Annotated in this window: 16 protein-coding genes and 1 riboswitch; of the genes, 15 read left to right on the forward strand and 1 reads right to left on the reverse strand. The window is 41.1% G+C overall.

Features of this window, described 5'->3' with window-relative positions; all coding sequences use genetic code 11:
- Positions 1 to 111 precede the first annotated feature (111 nt).
- The 6 genes from KSZ58_RS02970 to KSZ58_RS02995 all read left to right on the forward strand — a co-directional run bounded on the left by KSZ58_RS02970 (position 112) and on the right by KSZ58_RS02995 (position 4,875).
- Positions 112 to 531, forward strand: a complete 420-nt coding sequence (locus tag KSZ58_RS02970; protein WP_002606318.1) for a PTS sugar transporter subunit IIA — start codon at positions 112 to 114, stop codon at positions 529 to 531.
- Positions 532 to 536: 5 nt separating this feature from the next.
- Positions 537 to 1,031, forward strand: coding sequence for a PTS sugar transporter subunit IIB (locus tag KSZ58_RS02975; protein ID WP_002606317.1), 495 nt, complete (start codon positions 537 to 539; stop codon positions 1,029 to 1,031).
- A gap of 107 nt (positions 1,032 to 1,138) precedes the next feature.
- Complete coding sequence (locus tag KSZ58_RS02980) at positions 1,139 to 1,912, forward strand: PTS sugar transporter subunit IIC (protein WP_002606315.1); 774 nt, start codon at positions 1,139 to 1,141, stop codon at positions 1,910 to 1,912.
- A 1-nt stretch (position 1,913) separates the two neighbouring features.
- On the forward strand, positions 1,914 to 2,759 hold the full coding sequence (locus tag KSZ58_RS02985) for a PTS system mannose/fructose/sorbose family transporter subunit IID (RefSeq protein ID WP_009269924.1): 846 nt from the start codon (positions 1,914 to 1,916) through the stop codon (positions 2,757 to 2,759).
- 12 nt (positions 2,760 to 2,771) lie between these two features.
- A complete protein-coding gene (locus KSZ58_RS02990; protein ID WP_008816389.1) occupies positions 2,772 to 3,590 on the forward strand; it encodes a sorbitol-6-phosphate dehydrogenase subunit in 819 nt (272 codons plus the stop codon).
- Positions 3,591 to 3,786: 196 nt separating this feature from the next.
- Positions 3,787 to 4,875, forward strand: a complete 1,089-nt coding sequence (locus KSZ58_RS02995) for a mannitol dehydrogenase (protein WP_009269923.1) — start codon at positions 3,787 to 3,789, stop codon at positions 4,873 to 4,875.
- A 205-nt stretch (positions 4,876 to 5,080) separates the two neighbouring features.
- On the opposite strand, the gene KSZ58_RS03000 is transcribed toward KSZ58_RS02995, so the two are convergent.
- Positions 5,081 to 5,980 carry a PD-(D/E)XK nuclease family transposase gene (locus KSZ58_RS03000; protein ID WP_009269922.1) on the reverse strand — a complete coding sequence of 300 codons (900 nt, stop codon included), beginning with the start codon at positions 5,978 to 5,980 and terminating at the stop codon, positions 5,081 to 5,083.
- Positions 5,981 to 6,326: 346 nt separating this feature from the next.
- A riboswitch (FMN riboswitch) is annotated at positions 6,327 to 6,448 on the forward strand.
- A gap of 70 nt (positions 6,449 to 6,518) precedes the next feature.
- Here KSZ58_RS03000 and KSZ58_RS03005 point away from each other — a divergent pair.
- From KSZ58_RS03005 to KSZ58_RS03045, 9 genes are all read left to right on the forward strand, one after another.
- On the forward strand, positions 6,519 to 7,127 hold the full coding sequence (locus KSZ58_RS03005) for an ECF transporter S component (RefSeq protein ID WP_008816392.1): 609 nt from the start codon (positions 6,519 to 6,521) through the stop codon (positions 7,125 to 7,127).
- Positions 7,128 to 7,140: 13 nt separating this feature from the next.
- A complete protein-coding gene (locus KSZ58_RS03010; RefSeq protein WP_002606309.1) occupies positions 7,141 to 7,596 on the forward strand; it encodes a pyridoxamine 5'-phosphate oxidase family protein in 456 nt (151 codons plus the stop codon).
- 187 nt (positions 7,597 to 7,783) lie between these two features.
- A complete protein-coding gene (hslO, locus tag KSZ58_RS03015; protein WP_008816393.1) occupies positions 7,784 to 8,674 on the forward strand; it encodes an Hsp33 family molecular chaperone HslO in 891 nt (296 codons plus the stop codon).
- Positions 8,664 to 9,680, forward strand: a complete 1,017-nt coding sequence (gene dusB, locus KSZ58_RS03020) for a tRNA dihydrouridine synthase DusB (protein ID WP_008816394.1) — start codon at positions 8,664 to 8,666, stop codon at positions 9,678 to 9,680. The genes hslO and dusB overlap by 11 nt, the downstream gene beginning before the upstream one ends.
- A 555-nt stretch (positions 9,681 to 10,235) precedes the next feature.
- On the forward strand, positions 10,236 to 11,807 hold the full coding sequence (locus tag KSZ58_RS03025; protein ID WP_175627949.1) for a type I restriction-modification system subunit M: 1,572 nt from the start codon (positions 10,236 to 10,238) through the stop codon (positions 11,805 to 11,807).
- Positions 11,800 to 12,597 carry a hypothetical protein gene (locus tag KSZ58_RS03030; protein WP_175627948.1) on the forward strand — a complete coding sequence of 266 codons (798 nt, stop codon included), beginning with the start codon at positions 11,800 to 11,802 and terminating at the stop codon, positions 12,595 to 12,597. Before KSZ58_RS03025 ends, KSZ58_RS03030 begins: the two co-directional genes overlap by 8 nt.
- Positions 12,590 to 13,900, forward strand: coding sequence for a restriction endonuclease subunit S (locus KSZ58_RS03035; RefSeq protein WP_217752611.1), 1,311 nt, complete (start codon positions 12,590 to 12,592; stop codon positions 13,898 to 13,900). Before KSZ58_RS03030 ends, KSZ58_RS03035 begins: the two co-directional genes overlap by 8 nt.
- 85 nt (positions 13,901 to 13,985) lie before the next feature.
- Positions 13,986 to 14,489 carry a restriction endonuclease subunit S gene (locus KSZ58_RS03040; protein WP_374102558.1) on the forward strand — a complete coding sequence of 168 codons (504 nt, stop codon included), beginning with the start codon at positions 13,986 to 13,988 and terminating at the stop codon, positions 14,487 to 14,489.
- Between the two features lie 5 nt (positions 14,490 to 14,494).
- Positions 14,495 to 17,521: a type I restriction endonuclease subunit R gene (locus KSZ58_RS03045; protein ID WP_175627758.1), complete on the forward strand. Its 3,027-nt coding sequence runs from the start codon at positions 14,495 to 14,497 to the stop codon at positions 17,519 to 17,521.
- Positions 17,522 to 17,716: the final 195 nt, after the last annotated feature.

Genomic DNA, 17,716 nt, shown 5'->3' on the forward strand with positions numbered 1-17,716 from the left:
AAAAGCTGCACGATTGCTGGTGCAATAAAAGAAAAAATAAAAGGCTCGTGCAATGGTAAAGTAAGGGTGTAGTTCAAAGGCCGTTGAACATTAGGTAAAGGAAGTGAAGAAGTGATAGAGCCGATAACGTATGTGATACTGAATCATGGTAGATTTGGAGAGGAGCTGATCAAAAGCGCAGAGCTGATTGCAGGAAAGACAGAGCATATTCATGCAGTTTCTCTATTGTCCGGAATGTCAATAGAGGAGTATTACGAGGAGGTCAGAGACTATCTAACAGGCGTTCAGGGAGAAATCCTTGTGTTGGCGGATCTGTATGGAGGAACTCCCTCCAATGTGGGCATGATGCTGCAGCGGGAGTTTTCACTCCATGTAGTGTGCGGTATCAATCTGCCGATGCTGATAGAGCTGATCTTGAAGCGCAACAATGAAGAATGCACGATCCAGGAGTTAATGGAGGCTGGTCTTGAGGCGGCCAGAGCGTCCATCATACAGCCGAATCCAATTGCATTCGATGAAGAAAGAGGGTGAAGAGCATGACAGAAATCAAACTGATACGAATCGACTTTCGACTGATGCACGGACAGGTTGTCACGAACTGGATCAAGCAGGTATCCGCAGATTCCATCCTGATTGTGGATGATAAGCTGGCGGCAGACAAGTTTTTGGCACAGGTATTCCTGATGGCGGCGCCTCCGGGAGTAAAGGTGGCAATACGTCCGATTGAAAAAGCGGTAGCTGCATTTAAAAAGGATGTATTCAAGGATAAGAAGCTGCTGATTTTGTTTAAATCTGTGGAAAATGCAAAGAAGGCCTTTGATCTGGGATTTCCGATGAAGGCACTGCAGGTAGGTGGTCTTGGCAACGGGACAAACAAGGTCATGATTTCAAATGAGTTGTCGTTAAGCGAACAGGAAGCGGAAATGCTGGAGGCTATGCAGAATGAGGGAGTAGCGGTAACGCTGCAGGTAACGCCGAAGGATCCGGCCTTCACACTCCACGACGCTTTGAAGGAAGTACGAGGGAAATAATGCTGACATGCGGTGAAAACGAGGGTTTAAACCGCATGGTACAGCAAAGAGGGAGCATTAAAAAGCATATTTCAGGAATTATAAAATGAAATGAAAAGGAGATATTTATGAACATAGGATTAGCCCTGGTATTTGGTGTACTCTACTGGCTGGCAACCAATAAACTCTGGTATGGTACACTGCATCTCGTCCGTCAGCCACTGGTGCTGGCGGTTCCGATTGGACTTATTATGGGAAACCTGGGGGATGCGATGAAAATCGGCGCATCTCTGCAGATGATTTATTTAGGCGCAATAGCTCCGGGAGGTACACTGCCTGCGGATGAGGCGCTGGCATCCTGCATTACGATTCCGGTGGCACTGGCAGCCGGATTAGAGCCGGATATCGCTGTAACCATTGCTGTTCCGGTAGGACTTCTGGGAGTTCTGCTGGATAATCTGAAGCGTACCTATCATTCCTACTTTGTCCACCTTGCGGACAAGGCAGCTGAAAAAGGTGATATGAAGGCAATGGGCAGAGCGGAATTCTGGTATCCGTTCTTCTGTTCCATTCCGCTGCGTGTTCTTCCGACAACACTGGCACTGCTGTTTGGAACCGATGCCGTATCCGCGTTCCTGAATGCGATTCCTGCATGGGCGATGAACGGTCTGAGTGTGGCAGGCGGTCTGCTTCCTGCACTTGGCTTTGCGGTAACTATCATGGTCATTGGGAAAAAGGAGCTTATCCCATACTTTATTCTTGGCTTTGCGATGTATGCCTATACAGGAATGAATACGATTGGAATTGCGGTAATTGCAATCTGTATTGCAATTCTTCAATCGCAGTTTACCAACAGTACAGGCAGCACAGTCGCTGTGGATGATGATGAAGGAGATTTCTGATATGAGCGAACTTAATCTGAAGAAAAATGAGGTAATCAAGGGCTGGGCAAAATATTATCTTACCGCCGAGGTAAATTCCGGCTTTGAGCGTTTGACGGCTCCGGCATTCTCCTATGGTATGAGTGCTATTCTTGCGAAGCTGTATAAGGAGGATGAGGAGGAATACAAAAAAGCATTACAGCGTCATTTAATGTTCTACAACTCTGAGGCAACCTGGGGCTCCGTTATTTTCGGTATGACCTGTGCTTTGGAGGAGGAGCGTGCGATTATGCTGCAGGAAGGGGCGGGCAGTGAAGAACTGGAGGCCTCCGCTGATATGATCAGCAACCTGAAGGTTGGTCTGATGGGACCGCTGGCAGGAATTGGAGACACCATCAATCACGGAATGCTTCGTCCGCTGCTGCTATCCATGTTTATTCCACTGGCCGCAGAGGGGAACTGGCTGGCAGGTGTCGGACCGCTGCTGATCTGGGGTGTTGCCATAACATTTCTTGCGTATACACTTGTCACAAAGGGCTATACACTGGGTAGAAAATCAGTGGTATCCATTCTGAAATCCGGTAAGCTGAATCAGTTTATCAAGACAGCCAGCGTGCTTGGTCTGTTTATGATGGGGGCATTGTCTTCCACCTATGTAAAGCTTGTTACACCGATATCATGGGCAAATGCAGTTGGTGAAAAACAGCTGCTGCAGGATGTTTTGAATAAGATTTTCCCGAATATTCTGCCGCTGTTCGTCGTGTTTGGCATTTATTTCTATATTAAGAAAAGCGGTCCGAAGTATGTGCGCATTCTGGTATCCATCCTGGTGCTGTCTGTGGTACTTTCCTTCTTCGGTATCGTATAAGGAGGAGCATGTATGGAACAAAAGCAATGGATTGACTTGAATAACAAGGTTGTGATAGTTACCGGTGGTGCGATGGGAATCGGAGAAGCCATGGTAAAGGATCTGCTTGCCTGCAATGCCAGAGTCGCAATCTTCGATCTGGCAAAGCCGAAGGATTTTTCTGAGGATGATCGCAGGATGTATGTGCATCTGGATATCCGAAACAAAAAAGAGGTTGAGGCTGCTGTTGATGCCGTTGTACAGAAATTCGGCACGGTGGATGCTCTGGTAAACGATGCCGGTGTGACCAGACCGAGGATCCTTGTGGATTACTATGGCAGCGAACCGCAGTATGAGCTGAGCGAAGAGGATTTTGATTTTATGGTTGGTGTCAATCAGAAGGGAACCTTTCTGGTATCACAGGCGGTAACACGCGTATTGTATGGAAAAAAGGAGGGTGTTATCATCAACCTATCCTCCTGTGCAGGATTGATGGGCTCCAGAGGACATAGCTGCTATTCTGCCACAAAGGCTGCGATTCATGCCTTTACAATTTCCTGGGCAAAGGAGCTGGGACCGTATAATATTCGTGTTGTCGGTGTGGCACCGGATATTCTGGACCGTACTCCTGCCAATAATGATGAAAAATATAGAGCACAGGCATACGGTCGCGGCTGGGATGTCAACACCAGACCGGAGGAGTTCTTTAAAAACTACAAATCCTCTATACCGCTGGGAAGACCGGGCCATCTGTATGAGGTAGCGGATCTGATCTGTTATCTGATTTCTGATCATGCCAGCTATATTACCGGTGTCACCATTCCGGTATCCGGAGGAAAAAGCAAGGGATAGAAAGCACAAGGGTTAAATGTAACCACTTGTATAAGAGTACAGCGGTCTGCAGCGCAGGCCGCTTTCCATAAGGTATTTTGCTTTTCTATAGCATGGGCTGTAGAAAAAGCAATGTAGAAAAGCAAGTTCTACATGTTAAAAAGATGTCAACCGCCTTGCGATATGGACCCATGGAGAAATGGGAGATTGGAGGAACATGAAAGAGGCAGTACTTATTGGTGCAGGACAGACAGGGCGCGGCTTTATCGCACCCATCCTGCAGACAAATGCATATCATATTACGTTTATTGATAAAAATAAAGAGCTTATCGACCGGCTGAATGCGGAAAAATCCTATACCGTTCACTACTTCGGTGATGGGAAGGAGCCGGTTACTGTTACCGGCTATGATGCTTATACGACAGCGGATGAGGAAGTCATAGAGAAGCTGGCACACTCAGATTTGATTACGACAAGTGTATTCGCAGGCAATATAAAGAAGCTGGTAGGGCTACTGAGTGCTGCGGCTGAACTGTGTGGTGAAAAGCAGTTGCGGATCGTATGCTGTGAAAACGGTGTCCACGTAAAACAGCCGCTTGTGGATGCGAATATATCCGACAGCATTTCCGAGGGTGTGATCTTCTGTACAACACTGCAGCCAAAGGAAAAAAGTCTGGCACTGATCAGCGAGGATGTCGCAGAGCTGCCAGTGGACGGCAGTGTAAAGGGGATGATTCCAGACATTGTGGGAATGCCGCTGGAAGCAGATTTTCCATCCCTGATTCAAAGAAAAATTTATACGTATAATTTCATGAGTGCGATTGTTGCGTATCTTGGGGATTATCTGCAATATGAGGTTTACGGAGAAGCCGCAAATGATCCGCAGATTATGGAGCTGATGGATCGAGCAGTACCGGTTGTCAGTACAATCATCGCAAGAGAATATGCAGTGGAACAGGATGTGCAGCTTGCCTTTACCATGCGAGCAGTGCATAAATTCCGTAATCGGGAAATCTATGATACGGTGTATCGGAATGCGCGGCAGGCACAACGGAAGCTGAACAAAGAAGAGCGGCTGTATGAGCCTCTTCGGCTTGCTGAAAAATATGGACAGAAATGCGGGTATATCCTACTTGCGGCAGCTGCGGCTATGCGGTATGCTGTGGTGAAGGAAAACAGCAATCCGGATACTCTTATGAAGATGTATGAGAATTTTCACTCCGCGGATAAGCTGAAGGAAGTGTATGGGTTGCTGAAGGAAAGCATATCCCTAAAGGATGTTATCAAATTCTGCGCTGAGTTCTAGGTGTATGATTTCCTTATCTATGAGCATTCCATGCATTAACGCAGAGCGCCTGATACCTGTTAAAAATATGCAGCATCCCATCATGTAATTTTAACAATATTTTTAATACCTGTGATACGGATGCGGCAGAAAGTTGGATGAAAAAACTGTTTTATAAAGTCTTATGCTTATAAAACAGTTTTCTTATTTGGGATTGTATGTATTACTACATTGACATAACCTGATTCTTCAGCTCCTGATAAGTGTTGCAGACCAGTATCAAGTTGGATACGGCTTCAAACTGTTCATCATTCAAAGAGAGCAGCCAGGCTGAGCAATCCTCATGATACTTACTTTTAAGCTGCTTTATTAACAGCAATGCTTCTCCTTCCTTTTTTCCTTCTTCAAAGCTGTCCTCCAAGCCATAGCGGTAACGTGCCTCCCCCATCTGAATCGCCATTGCGGTTGACCACAGCTCATCATCCTTCTGCATTTCCTCGTACTTGTCCATGAATACCTTCACCAGCCTTTCCTTTGACTTCAGTATATCATTTTTTCCATTGTTTTCAAACAGATACACCAGCTGTTCAAAGTCATTCAGCCTCTGTATTTCCTTCTCCCTTACGATGTCATTGATTGCCGGCATATGAATATAGGTGCGAAGGATGAGCGGATAGTAGCTTTCCTTCTCTCCCTGCTCATTGCGCATCTGATACTGATTGATCAGATTTCTGTTGTTCCATGCATACTCGTCAATGAAAATAATCTGATATACCGGCTTTAAATCCTTATACTTCTTACCGCTGTTCAGCTGATTGTTCAATGCTCTGGCACCGTAAAATTCAAAACGCATCATTTCCGCTAATCCCTTGTAGGTGGTCTGCATCTCGATATTGAAATGACGGTTTTGTTCATCCTTCACATGAACATCCAGAATGATGCGCTTCTTTCCGATAATGTCCGGATCCAGATTGGGATTGAGCACAGTGCTTTCCTTTACCCGGATTCCGGTAACGCGTTCAATAATGGTGTTGCGGGCGTACACAGAGCCTTCATCCTCACGGGAAAGGGTGTACTTAAAAAAAAGATCGTTACTGTAGTTTAGCTGATTCATTGCATTTGACATTTATATGTCCTCCATTCTGTAAGGGTTCCTTACACCCCTATATACGTATGGAAGATGCTGAATTCCTAAATAATCCACGAATTATTGATATTTATTGGAATCTACATACACTAAAGACGAATGAAAGGAAAAGCACCTTACAAAACAGCAGGTTGCTCACATATTTTATCAGCAACAGGCTAGAACCCGGTGTTTCTTTTCTGTACTGTTTTCTACTTGGCGATGCGTATTACATCAGATACATGAAAAAATTTACATTTCTGTTTCTTATTTACACATGCTGTTTCATGAGCTATAATGAATATACAGATTGTGTTGACGCATGACCTGCATTCAAAATTGAATAACAAGTCTTTGTGGCAGGGTGAAATTCCCTACCGATGGTGATAGTCCATGACCCGCGTAATGAGCGGCTGAGCCAGCGAAATTCTGGCACCGACGGTAAAGTCCGGATGAGAAAAGACATTTTCTGTAAACGCACACCTGAAGACGAGTTTTTTCGTAGTCAGGTGTTTTTTTGAAATGGAGGAGATGTGAATTGAAAAACAACATGAGTGCAAAACGGCTTGCCCTGATCGGTATGCTTGGTGCACTGGGAGCGATACTGATGATGTTTCGCTTTCCCATTCCGTTTATGCCGCCCTTTCTAAGCTTTGATCTGGCCGCAATTCCGGAGCTGATCGGAGCCTTCGCTCTGGGACCGGTGGCAGGTGTTCTGATTGTCTTTATCCGTGTTATGGTTCAGATGGTGATTTCCGGATCCAATTCCATGTTTACCGGAGAGCTGCAGAGCTTTTTGCTGGGAGTTGCCCTGGTACTGCCTGCGTCTTTGCTGTACCGTCACAAGAAGACACGAAAGGAAGCACTGCTGGGAATGACAGCAGGGACTCTGGTTAGTACCTTTGTTGCAGTGCTGACCAATCTGTATTTGATTATTCCGTTCTATGTTGCCCTGTATGATATGAATATGGACCAGATTATCCTTTCCTGTTCCAAGGTCAATCCGATGATGAATTCTGTCACTACCATGGTGATACTGGGCATCGTACCGTTTAACCTGATAAAATACGGTATCAGCTGCCTGATTACCTTTGCCGTATACAAGAAAATAAGTCCGATGATTCACCGATTCGCAAATCGTCAGTAAGGAGGAAAAGAAGATGACATTTGAAGAAGGAGTAGCATTGCTGTTTCACAAACTGGGAGATTCCAAAATTATGGCACTTGGCTCCAGCGTTAATGATTACGTCATGGTGCGTAATGTAAGCTGTCTGTTTTATGATGGAAAAATCTATTTCAAGACCGATAAGAATTTCCGCAAGACACAGCAGCTGTATCGAAACCCGCAGGTGGCACTCTGCACAGGTGGCGTTCAGGTAGAGGGAATCGCCGTAAACAAGGGGCTTGTCGTGGACGAGCCGGGAAGAAGGTTTGAAGCCTTGTATAAGAAATATCTGTGGCAGAGCTATAATGCATACAGCCATGAGGATACGGAGATTCTGATTGAGGTAACCCCGCGATTCGTGGAAATATGGGATGAGGATGAGAACCGCAATGCGTTTCAGATCTTCCTAGACTTTGATAAAAAGACAGTGGAAATCAAGCCGTACGATTAACGTATGCATACGACGGGTACAGGATTAGATAATACTGTACCTTTTTCTATATATCAGATACATTCACCCTCTTTTTCCTTGCCTGCAGCATTCAACGTACACAACAGTATAACGAAGTCGATTTTCTTCTCATTCTGCAGGTTTTTGTGGTATACTACAGTTGCCTGTAAGGCAGGGAGTGATTTCTATGATGAAAGATTATTTAGTAAAGGCGCTTGCGTGCAATGAGCATGTGAGAATCTATATATGCTCTTCTACGCATATGGCGGAGGAAGCAAGAAAACGTTTTGATTTATGGCCGACTAGTGCGGCTACCCTGGGACGTGTGTTAACTGTGGGTTCCATGATGGGAAGCATGCTGAAAACAGCACAGGAACAGATTACGATTCGCATCAACGGCGGAGGTCCCATCGGTACCATTCTGGTAGATGCCTACAGTGACGGTCATGTGCGCGGCTTTGTGAGTGACCCGCATATCATGCTGCAATACAATGATACCGGAAAACTGGCGGTCGGAGCTGCTGTGGGAAAAGACGGATATCTGGAAGTTGTGAAGGATATGAACATGAAGGAAAACTGGAGCGGTACCGTTGCTCTGCAGAGTGGTGAAATCGGTGATGACTTTGCCTACTATTTTACCGCAAGTGAACAGACACCGTCCGCAGTCAGTGTCGGTGTACTGGTTGATACCGATAATTCCATTCTTTCCGCAGGCGGCATGATTATCCAGATGCTTCCGGATGCAGAGGAAGAGGATATCGTAAAGGTGGAACAGATTGTAGCAAATCTAAGGCATATGTCCACGATGATTCAGGAATATGAAAGTCTGGAGGATATTCTCCGTGATCTGTTTGACGATGTCAGAATCCTGACAGGACAGGATATTGAATTCCGCTGTAAATGTGATCGTGCAACCATGAAGCGTGTTCTGACAACCCTTCCAAAGGAGGAACGCCAGCAGATGATCGAAGAGGATCACGGCTGTGAGATTACCTGCAATTTCTGTGGAGAGAAATATCAATTCAGCGAGGAAGAGCTTCTGGAGCTGGAAAGGTTTATGGATGCACATGCCAAATAACAGCTGGAAAATCAGAGATATTGTAATACCGAATCAGGTGGTAATCGCACCGATGGCAGGGATATCCAATCCTGCCTTTCGTGTAATCTGCAAGGAATTTGGTGCCGGTCTTATTTATACAGAGATGGTTTCGGATAAGGCGCTGTATTATGATAATGAAAAAACAGTAGGTATGACGGATGTCGAGGAACAGGAGCATCCTTTGGCCATGCAGATTTTCGGACATGATATAGAGACAATGGTATATGCCGCAAAATTTCTGGATGAAAAAACCGATTGTGATATCATTGATATCAATATGGGATGTCCTGTCACAAAAATTGTGAAATCCTTTGCGGGAAGCGCCCTGATGAAGGATGTTGATCATGCTGTGGAAATGAGCAGGGCGGTTGTTCAGAGTGTGAAAAAACCGGTTACCGTAAAAATGCGGATTGGCTGGGATATGGATCAGATTACTTGTCTTGAGCTTGCCCGCGGTCTGGAGTCTGTCGGAGTGCAGGCACTTGCTGTGCATGGACGAACCAGAAAACAGATGTATGAGGGCTGTGCAGACTGGTCCTATATTAAAAAGGTGAAGGAAGCCGTATCCATTCCCGTAATGGGGAACGGGGATGTGCGAAGCGGTGAGGATGCAGAGAGGATGCTGAAGGAAACCGGCTGTGATGCTGTCATGATCGGCCGCGGTGTTTTGGGGGATCCCTGGCTGATCAAGGATATTGCCCATTATCTGGAATGCGGTAAGCATATGCCGGAGGTAACGCTGGAGGAAACGTTCGCAATGGCCAGACTGCACGCAAAACGCCTGTGTAATCTGAAGGGTGAATTCGTCGGTATTCGAGAAATGCGCGGACATGCTGCATGGTATGTGAAGGGGCTGCCAAAGAGCCATCAGCTCAAGGATCAGCTGAGCAAAATCGAAACCTACGAGGAAATGCAAAGCATATTATCCGCATATGAAGCAGAGTATGCGAGAATACAGGAACAGTATAAACAGGGGAACCGTTGAGGTGGTGCTTCATAGCCGGGTAGATATCGCTGTGCTTTGTTATGCCATCCGTTTCAGACGGTTTTTCTTTTTACATTGCGGTATGGAAGAATCAGATCTTTTATCCATATACCTTAGTTGCTGACAATTTTATAGTTAGGAGGTATATGGGAATAATGTCCCAGCATGTATTCGTGTTTTTCTTTGTAAAAATAGTTGAAAAATCTAAAATACCCGTATAGCCACTATATTTATCAATATAGTAGCTAAATGAAAAAGAAGAAAATTACAACGAATTTACAACAAATGAAAGAGCCTAAAGTAACGACTTATGCAAAGATATATAAAGTTATGAGAAAATGACACTTGAATAAATGAAGGTGTCATTTTTTACATATCTAAATTTTTTATTTGAAATATCCTTTATGTAAAGGATAAATCATACTTTTAACGAATTGTTGATAATGTAAATTTATGCTAAAATTAACTTTGAAAATGATTTGAAAATCATACTGTGATTACAGAGTATTTCTTTATAATATTATTTTCAAATATATGTAGATAGGAGCAGATATAGTGGATAATAAGAAAGAACTGGAACGTGCAGAACTGCACCGTACCATTTGGAACATTGCAAATGATTTGAGAGGAAGTGTTGACGGCTGGGATTTTAAACAGTATGTATTAGGTATGCTGTTTTATAGATATATTTCTGAAAACTTAGCCAATTACATCAATCAGGGAGAGATTGAAGCAGGATATACAGATTTTCGATATGAAAATTTATCCGATGAGGAAGCTGAACAGGCACGGGAAGATATGGTATCAACAAAAGGTTTTTTCATTCTTCCAAGCCAATTGTTTTGCAATGTGCATAAAACGGCAGAACATGATGAAAACTTAAATGAATCGCTTGAAAATGCCTTTCATTCTATTGAAGCGTCCGCTCAAGGAAGCGCCAGCGAAGATGATTTCAAAGGGCTGTTTGATGATATTGATGTAAACAGCAACAAATTAGGCGGTACTGTTGCAAAAAGGAATGAGAAGCTGGTAAAACTCATGGACGGTATCGGTTCAATGCAGTTGGGCAATTATCAGGATAACACGATTGACGCATTTGGAGATGCATATGAGTATCTAATGGGAATGTATGCTTCTAATGCTGGAAAAAGCGGTGGAGAATATTATACACCACAGGAAGTATCTGAACTTTTAACGAAATTAACGCTTGTTGGTAAAACAGAAGTGAATAAAGTATATGACCCAGCATGTGGCTCTGGTTCATTGCTTTTAAAGTTTGCTAAAGTTTTAGGACGTGATAATGTTCGTCAGGGATTTTACGGACAGGAAATCAATATCACGACTTATAATCTTTGCCGTATCAATATGTTTTTGCATGATATAGATTATGATAAGTTTGATATAGCACATGGAGATACATTGACAGAGCCTAAACATTGGGACGATGAGCCTTTTGAAGCAATCGTATCTAATCCACCTTATTCAATAAAATGGGAGGGAGATAGCAATCCGTTACTGATGAATGATGAACGTTTCTCTCCTGCTGGTGTATTAGCTCCAAAATCTAAAGCAGACTTGGCATTTATCATGCATTCCCTTTCATGGCTGGCAACAAACGGTACTGCGGCGATTGTATGTTTTCCGGGAGTTATGTATCGTGGCGGTGCAGAACAGAAAATCAGAAAATATCTGATAGATTATTCAAAAATAGACTGTATCATACAGCTTCCAGATAATCTGTTTTACGGAACATCAATTGCAACCTGTATTATGGTGTTAAAGCATTCAAGAAATGATAACAACGTATTATTTATTGACGCTTCAAAGCTGTGTACGAAAGTAACAAACAGTAATAAGATGGAGCAAAAACATATAAACACAATTTTAGAAGCATACACCAAACGAGAAAATCAGGAATATTTCTGTGCATTAGTGTCAAGTGAAAAGATAGCAGAAGAAAATTATAATTTGTCTGTATCGACATATGTTGAAAAGGAAGATACAAGCGAAAAAATAAATATTATAGAATTAAACGAAGAAATTAAAAAGATAGTTGCCAGAGAACAAGAATTGCGTGAAGAGATAGACAAAATCATAGCTGAAATTGAGGTGGCAGACTATGAGTAGCCTATTCCCAAACCATTCATATCTAAGTCAAATACTAAAACATAAGGATTTGCCAATATATGTTACACATGAATTTAACTTTTATCGTTGTGTAGAATTTAATAAAAAATTCTACGGTAAAACAGTCAGCGAACTACATCATGGAAATTTAAGACATAATAACCACTTGGGACGATATTCTAAATTATTTGCCAATGAAAAAATATCATATTGGGCAGATAGTCCAGATACGGGGCTAAAAGAAATAAGAAAACATGGTGCTGGTTTAAATGTGGTTACATTCTGGGCATATGATGATATGTCAAGTACATTTCCTACTAACGTTGACCGTCAGCCTCTATATATCATAGATGGAAGAGAATTAAAGTTTGAGAAAGTATTAAACAAAATAGAGCAAGGAATTGATTTAGACGATATGGAGAAGTCTATTGTTAAAAGAATTGCTGATGAGAAACCAGACTGTTTAGCCTATAATTCGTTTGCTAAAAAAGGCGGACTTAATTTCTTGTTTTTTGAAAAAGGTTTTAAGAAACTTTCTTTACGAGAGGTAAGGCTAAGAATAGGTACAAGAAAAAATGATAGGTTAAGATATAACAAAAAAACCATTTGTTGTGCAGGTACTTCTGATTATGCTCCCAATATAGAACAATATGGCAAATATTTTCTATCGATTGCAAAGACTGGGTTTGACGAGAACTATTTAAATTCTGATGAATATAAAAATAGAAAATTTGAATATGAAAAGTCATTACAGTTAATTCATAAAGCAATGGAGGAAAATCATGAATAGAATAAATGAATTGATACAAAAATTGTGTCCTGGTGGAGTGGAATATAAAAAGTTAGAAGAAGTTTTTGTATTAAAAAATGGGTATACACCATCTAAAAGCAACCCAGATTATTGGAATGATGGAACTGTCCCATGGTTTAGAATGGAAGATATAAGGAAAAATGGAAGAATTTTGAATAAGGCTATTCAAAATGTTACAGAGAAAGCAGTAAAAAAACTAAAATTCCCATCTAATTCGTTGATAGTTGCAACAACTGCAACTATTGGAGAGCATGCTTTGATAGAATGTGACTTTTTATGTAATCAACAGTTGACATGTATTACAATAAAAGATAATTATAAGGATAAACTATCAATTAAATATTGTTTTTACTATTTTGATATAATTGATGAATTGTGTAAAAAAATTGCTAATCAAAGTGGAGGTATGCCAATAGTTAGTTTATCTAAAATGAGAGAATTAAGTATTCCTGTACCTCCGTTGGAGGTACAACGTGAAATTGTCCGCGTGTTGGACTCTTTCACGTTGCTTACAGCAGAGCTTACAGCAGAGCTTACAGCTCGCAAGAAGCAGTACGAGTATTATAGAGATTATCTTTTGAATAGAAATATCAATATAAAAACAGTAAAATTAAAATATATTGCTACTCAAATGTATAGGGGAAATGGCATAAAAAGAGAACAGGTAAAAGAAAACGGTATTCCTTGTGTTCGTTATGGAGAAATTTATACAGATTATGGAATTTATTTTGATAAATGCAAGTCCTATACTGATGAAACGTTGATTGAGAATAAAAAATATATAGAGTACGGTGATATATTATTTGCAATTACAGGAGAGAGCGTTAAAGATATTGGTAAATCTACTGCATATGTAGGACAAGAAAGATGTTTGGTTGGTGGAGATATACTTGTAATGAAACATAATCAAAATCCAAAATACTTATCCTATGTATTATCTACCAATAATGCTAAAAAACAGAAAAGCAAGGGGAAAATAAAAAGCAAAGTAGTACATACAAATACCAATTCAATAGGAGAAATTGAAATTCCTTTGCCTAGTCGAGAGGTTCAAGATAAACTGGTTGATGTATTAGATAACTTTGAAACTATCTGCAATGACCTGAACATAGGTCTGCCAGCAGAGATAGAAGCACGAAAAAAACAATATGAATTTTATCGTGATTTGCTCTTGACATTCGCTGAAACAGGCGACATAATCGTACAGACAGACAGACAGACAGACAGACAGACAGACAGACAGACAGACAGACAGACAGACAGACAGACAAGCAATAATTAGGCTTATTCAATATGTATTTGGTTTTGTAGACATAAAATTAAAAGATATTGCTGGTTACTCAAGCTCTAAAATTAGTGCTGAAAGTGTGGATAAAAACAACTATGTAGGTGTTGATAATCTGCTCCAAGACAAATTCGGAAAATTAGATTCATCATTTGTTCCAGAATCAGGTAGGTTAACAGAATTTAAATCAGGAAATATCCTGATTGGAAATATACGTCCATATTTAAAGAAGATTTGGTTTTCTGATAGAAACGGTGGAACAAATGGAGATGTGTTGGTAGTACAGCCAAATATAGATATTATTCTTGAAAAATATCTATATTACATATTATCTTCTGATAAATTTTTTGCTTTTGATATGCAGTTTGCAAAGGGGGCGAAAATGCCAAGAGGAGATAAAAATGCAATTATGGAGTATGAAATTTCATTACCTGAAATAAAAGAACAAGAAAGAATTATAGAAATACTTGATAAGTTTGAAACTATATGCAACGATTTGAGTAACGGACTTCCAGCAGAAATAGAGGCAAGACAAAAACAATATGAATACTATCGGGATAAGTTGCTTACATTCAAGGAGGTGTAAGGTACATGAATACATTAAACATCGTAGCTTCAACCAATGAAAGTACGGTGGTTACGGAATACATACCAGAAACATCACGCTCTGACGCTTACCAGAGCGAAGCACAGCTGGAACAGGAGTTTATAAGACTTCTGACAATGCAGGGATATGAATATATTGCATTGAACAGCGAACAGGAAATGAATTCCAACCTGAGAAAGCAGTTGGAAATTCTGAACCATTATGATTTTTCAGATACGGAATGGGAACGTTTTTTTCGTGAATGCATAGCCAGCAGTAATGAGGGCATCGTAGAAAAAACAAGAAAAATCCAAGCAGACCATATACAGAACCTAAAGAAAGATGATGGTTCGACAAAGAACATCATGCTGATTGATAAAAAGAACATCTACAATAATCGGTTGCAGGTTGTCAATCAGTACGAGGAAAAAAACGGCAGTCACGAAACACGCTATGACGTTACAATCCTTGTCAATGGATTGCCTATGGTACATATAGAGCTGAAACGGCGTGGGGTGGCAATCCGAGAAGCATTCAATCAGATAAAAAGGTATCAGAGGGACAGCTTCTGGGCTGGAAGTGGTTTGTATGAGTATATACAGATATTTGTGATTTCCAATGGTACGCATACAAAATACTATGCCAATACGACACGAATCAGCCATATAAAAGAAAACAGTACAAGCGGAAGAAATGCCAGCAGAAAGACAAGCAATAGCTTTGAATTCACATCGTACTGGGCTGACGGTAAAAACAAGGTCATTGCCGATTTGATAGATTTTACAAAAACATTCTTTGCAAGATACACCATTTTAAATATCCTCACAAGATACTGTGTATTTACAGCAGAGGACTTACTAATGGCCATGCGTCCTTATCAGATTTCGGCAACGGAAAAAATATTAAAGCGAATAGAAATATCAACAAACTATAAAAAGACTGGAACGATTGAAGCAGGTGGATATATCTGGCATACGACAGGAAGCGGAAAGACATTGACTTCTTTTAAGACAGCACAGCTTGCTACCGCCCTGCCATATATTGACAAGGTTCTGTTTGTTGTAGACCGCAAGGATTTGGACTATCAGACCATGAAAGAATATGACCGATTTGAAAAAGGTTCAGCAAACAGCAATAAGTCTACTAAAATTCTTCAGCGACAGCTTGAAACAGACAGTACAAAGATAATCATTACTACGATACAGAAACTGGATAATTTTATCCGCAGAAATAAGACACACAAAATCTACAAGAAGCATGTCGTGATTATCTTTGATGAGTGCCATCGAAGCCAATTTGGAGATATGCATACAGCGATTATCAAGGCATTCCAGAATTATCATATCTTTGGATTTACAGGAACGCCGATATTTTCAGAAAATGCACCATCTTCAAGCAGAACACTTTTAAAGACGACACCGCAGACATTTGGCGACAAGCTCCACACCTATACGATAGTAAATGCCATCAATGACGGAAATGTCCTGCCGTTTCGCATAGACTATGTAGATACGGTCAAGAAAAAAGAGGAAATCGCAGACAGGCAGGTAAAAGCCATAGATATTGAGAAAGCAATGCAAGCACCTGAAAGAGTAGAAAAAATTGTTTCCTATATACTGGAACATTTCGATCAGAAGACACAGCGAAACAGCTTCTACTCTCTTAAAGGACAGAGAGTTGCAGGATTTAATTCTATTTTTGCAGTCAGTTCCATTCCTATGGCAAAGAAATATTATGTCGAACTGAAAAAACAGCTGGAAAAGAACAACAGAAAACTTACGATTGCGACCATTTTCAGCTATTCAGCAAATGAGGAAGACCCAGAAGATGTTATACAGGAAGAAGAATTTGAAACAGACGGACTGGATAAGACATCTCGTGATTTCCTGCAAAGTGCTATTGATGATTACAACAAGGAGTTTAAGCAGAGCTTTGATACTTCAAGCGAGGGTTTTCAGAATTATTATAAAGACCTGTCGCAACGTATGAAAAGGCGTGAGATTGATCTGCTGATTGTTGTAAATATGTTTCTGACAGGATTTGACGCTACGACACTCAACACCCTTTGGGTAGACAAAAATCTGAGAATGCACGGACTGATACAGGCATTTTCCAGAACGAACCGTATCTTAAATTCTGTAAAGACATACGGGAATATTGTATGCTTTCGGGACTTGCAGAAAGAAACAGATGAAGCCATTGCCTTGTTCGGAGATGAAAATGCAGGAAGTATTGTGCTTCTAAAGAATTATGAATCCTACTATTACGGCTATGATGAAGATGGAAAACATCATGCAGGATATATGGAACTCATCGAAAAGTTGAAAATGATATATCCCGTCAATGAGCAGGTAATCGGGGAGCAGAACCAAAGAGATTTTATCTCCCTATTTGGTGCAATCCTAAGGTTAAAAAATATTTTATCTTCTTTTGATAAATTTGATGGAAACGAAATACTTACACAGCGTCAGCAGCAGGAATACCAAAGTATATATCTTGATTTGTACCAAGAATGGAAAAAGAAAGATGAAGTCGAGAAAGAAAATATCAATGATGATATTGTGTTTGAAATGGAACTGGTAAGACAGGTTGAGATAAATATCGACTATATTCTTATGTTGGTTTCCAAATATCACGACAGCAACTGTGAAGATAAGGAAATACTAGTGGATATACGAAAAGCTGTGGATTCCAGTATGCAGTTGAGGAGCAAAAAAGAGCTGATCGAAAACTTCATTGAAAAGGTCAACGTGAATACCAAAGTAGAGGAAGACTGGCAGAAGTTTGTCAAAGAACAGAAAGAAACAGATTTGTCCGAGCTTATCAAAGCGGAACGTCTAAAAGATGAGGATACAAGACGTTTCATCGACAATTCATTCCGTGACGGCGTGTTAAAAACGACCGGAACGGATATAGACAGGATACTTCCGCCTGTATCCCGCTTTTCTGGTGGAAACCGTGTAAAAAAGAAGCAGACCGTGATAGAAAAGCTGATGAATTTTTTTGAAAAATATTTCGGTTTGATTTCCTAGCTGTAGGAATAGATATTTCTGTTATGAGTAGATGAAAGTCCGACGGAGTGGTCCAGACACGGTGGCGGTCGTAAGATATATCGCCACGCCAGCTTGCTGGCGAGTGTCTGGTTCACTTTGTCGGTTATGAGAGCGTTAGCGAGCTTTCTTAGCCCCCGTTATCTAACAGGGGGGGACTATTACAAAATGCAAAAG

Source organism: Erysipelatoclostridium sp. DFI.2.3, assembly GCF_019132535.1.
GTDB classification, from domain to species: domain Bacteria; phylum Bacillota_I; class Bacilli_A; order Erysipelotrichales; family Erysipelotrichaceae; genus Clostridium_AQ; species Clostridium_AQ innocuum.